Source organism: Thiorhodococcus minor (assembly GCF_010820565.1).
Taxonomy (GTDB): domain Bacteria; phylum Pseudomonadota; class Gammaproteobacteria; order Chromatiales; family Chromatiaceae; genus Thiorhodococcus; species Thiorhodococcus minor.
The window spans coordinates 1-3320 of the sequence record NZ_JAAIJQ010000186.1 but is presented as its reverse complement, the minus strand read 5'-3'; the positions used below and the strand labels follow the sequence as shown (position 1 = coordinate 3320).

Annotated in this window: 2 protein-coding genes; both read left to right on the top strand. The window is 64.8% G+C overall.

The genetic code is table 11. The features are described from left to right. Positions 1 to 252 precede the first annotated feature (252 nt). Entirely contained in the window at positions 253 to 1239 is a 987-nt protein-coding gene (locus G3446_RS26030; RefSeq protein WP_164456571.1) for an HAD family hydrolase, read from the top strand. A gap of 518 nt (positions 1240 to 1757) precedes the next feature. Beyond that, positions 1758 to 2879: a transposase gene (locus tag G3446_RS26025; RefSeq protein ID WP_245232797.1), complete on the top strand. Its 1122-nt coding sequence runs from the start codon at positions 1758 to 1760 to the stop codon at positions 2877 to 2879. The last annotated feature ends 441 nt before the right edge of the window (positions 2880 to 3320 follow it).

The following is a 3320-nucleotide window of genomic DNA, read 5'->3' as shown; positions in this document are numbered from 1 at the left end:
CCGCGTATTTCGGCATCCATCTCTCAACCGTCGGACGGATTGTCCGAACCGCGATGCAACAAGGCGAGAACTGACCCTGCCCCCCCTGCTTGCCCAGCTCCCTGTGAGTGTCGCCCGCGAGGGCGACACCAGTCCTTGGAATCGACCCCCACGACCATTGCGGCGACCTGTCGGCCTGGAGACCGACGCTCCCAGGGATCGTAACATGCCCCTTGTCTTCGATCTCGCCACGCACGCACAGGAGGACTCCGCATGCGCACACTGACCGCCCTTCTCATCACGCTCACCTTCAGCGCCGTCACGGCGGCCGCGCCACTTCCCTCATGGAGCGACAATCCAACGAAGACTGCGATCACCGACTTCGTCTCCGCCGTCACGACCGAGGGCAGTCCGGACTTCGTCCCGGCATCCGAGCGCGTCGCCGTCTTCGACAACGACGGCACCCTCTGGGTCGAGCAGCCCATGTACACCCAGCTCGCCTTCGTCATCGATCGGGTCAAGACGCTCGCACCCGAGCATCCGCAATGGCAGGAAGAGCAGCCGTTCAAGGCGCTCCTCGAAGGCGATCTGGACGCCCTGAAGGCATCCGGCATGGAGGGGCTGCTGAAGCTGGTCGCGGCGACCCACGCCGGCATGACCAGCGACGACTTCGCGCGCATTGCGAGCGACTGGATCGCCTCCGCCCAGCACCCGCGCTTCGAGCGGCCCTACACCCAGGTCGTCTACCAGCCCATGCTGGAGCTGCTCGACTACCTGCGCGCCAACGGCTTCAAGACCTTCATCGTCTCCGGCGGCGGGATCGACTTCATGCGCCCCTGGACCGAGCAGGTCTACGGCATCCCACCCGAGCAGGTCGTCGGCTCGCAGATCGAGATGGAATACCAGGTCCTGGAAGGCGTGCCGTCCATCTTGCGCAAAGCGGAGATCGCCTTCGTCGACGACAAGGCGGGCAAGCCCGTCGGCATCCAGCGCCACGTCGGGCGCCGCCCCATCCTGGCCTTCGGCAATTCGGACGGCGACTACCAGATGCTCGAATGGACCACCGCCGGCAGCGGCAAGCGCCTGGGCCTCATCCTGCACCATGACGACAAGTCGCGCGAATACGCCTATGATCGCGACAGCCATATCGGGCGACTCGACAAGGGTCTGGACGACGCCGAATCCAATGGCTGGCTCTTGGTCTCGATGAAGCGCGACTGGAGCCAGGTCTTCCCGCCCTCGAGCGAGCCGCAGAAGTAAGGTGATTTCCGGGAAACAGATTCCCCGTAGGATGGGCAAAGCGCAGCCTGCCCATCGTCCAGGCGCCTGAGCGACCTGGGTGGGCACGCCCCACAAACGTCTTGCCCATGCGCGCCGGCGTGCCAGGGGCTTTGCCCATCCTACTGGAGGCGCTGTTCTGGGTAGGATCATTTCAGGAAATCACCCTAGACTGACGCAGAGGGTGCGTCCGGGATTGGCGGCACCTGGGTGATCCCGGTCATCGGCCTTTTCCCCGATCGCTCGACCCCATGAAGATTCGCCTGCGACTTCGCCGAAGGACTGAGCCAGACCGGCCGAGCTGGGAAAAACCGGGCTCGACAGACCCAAGCACGCTGGGTGACGCCGCGATGGAGACAAATCGGGAAATGCCCGAAGCGCTACACAAGACAGGCTCGGGGCCGGCCGCCGAGGCTCCCGAAGCATCTCGGCCCAGGGGTTGGCGACCAACACCCGGGTGGCTCCTCAGCACGGGCGTGTCCGTAGCCATTGGATGGCTATTGGGGTCGAGCCTGACACCCCGGCCACGCTTTCTGGCCAATGTCATCGCGCTCGAAGAGACCCTTGGCATGGTCAGCGACATGGTGGTCATTCTGCGCGAGCAGCTCATGGCGGTCCTGCCGGATTTTGGAGCCCATCTGGGCTTCGACGGCACCGACATCGCCAGTCACAGCACCGGGCAGAAAGACCGCGCCAGCGGCCAGACCTCCGATCCCGAGGCCGACTGGGGCCATCACGAAACCAGCGGCGTCGACGCGCGCACCGGCAAGGCGTGGAAGACGATCAAGCGCTGGTTCGGCGATGGACTGCATCTGATCGCCGACACCCAGTACGACATCCCCGTGGCGTTTGAAGTCACGCCCGCCTCGGTCAGCGAGCAGCCCACCCTGCGCGCGATGATCCGCGCGACCTTCGAGGAGACCCCAGCGCTGGCCGAGCGCTGTCGCGACTTCAGCGCCGATCGCGGTCTCGATAGTGCCGAGACCAAGGCCCTGCTCTGGGATGACTATAAGATTCGCCCGCTGATCGATACCCGCGAGCTGTGGCGTGAGGAGAAAGCCCTCCCCGATGACGATCCCGCCAAGCCCATTACCCGCCCGCTCGACCCCGAACGGGCTGATACGATCGTCTATACCGAGAAAGGCTCCGTGCACTGCGTCTGTCCAGTGAGGGGTGAGCAACGCGACCTGGCCTTTCAGGGCTTCGAAGCCAATCGCAACACGCTCAAATACCGCTGTCCGGCCGCCGCCTATGGCCGCCAGTGCCACGGCCAAACCCAGTGCCACCAAGCCGGCGGCGTGAATCCCGGTGACTACGGGCGCATCGTGCGCATCGTGCGCATCAAGCTCGACGAGCAGGATCGGCGCATCTTCGTCCCCACCCTCCACGGCTCTCCGAGCTGGCAGCGCGGCTACAACCGCCGCAGCGCACTCGAGCGCATCAACAACCGTATCGACCGCCACTTCGGCCTCGAGCAGCACTTCATCCGCGGCATCGCCAAGACGACCACCCGCGTCGGCTTGGCCATCGCGGTGATGATGGCGATGGCTCTGGGGCACATCCGACAGGGCAGGCCCGAGCAGATGCGCGCGTTGGTGCAGCCCATCCCCTCCACCGGCTAGCTGCGCTCGCACCCCTCTACTACGCCGTAGGCGACCGGATCCGCGCAGCCGAGCCGCGCGCTCGCCGGCAACTCTCATTAGATAAGAACTTTTCTCATCTGAGCCTCCTTCGACGCGCTCTCTCGCCCGCGGAGGCGCACTGGCGACGCTCGGCCCTGTCTCCGCTGCGCCAACCACCTGTCCCCCGAGGTCCGCAAAACGCGACAGCGCAAACGTCTCGCAAGAGGCAAGACTTGACACCAGTGTGTGCCCATGACACCAGTGTGTGCCCAAACGTCTCGCAAGAGGCAAGACTTGACACCAGTGTGTGCCTGACACCAGTGTGTGCCACCTTCGCAGTGTGTGCGCAACACTCGCCTTGACGGGGGGTGCGACCAAAAGTGATGCGTGCTGGTCGCTTGTCATGCGGCTTGCTGGATTTGGTCTTGCCAGTACGACTCC

Coding starts and splice junctions, on each gene's coding strand:
- G3446_RS26030 (WP_164456571.1), top strand. CDS start 253: ATGCGCACACTGACCGCCCTTCTCATCACGCTCACCTTCAGCGCCGTC.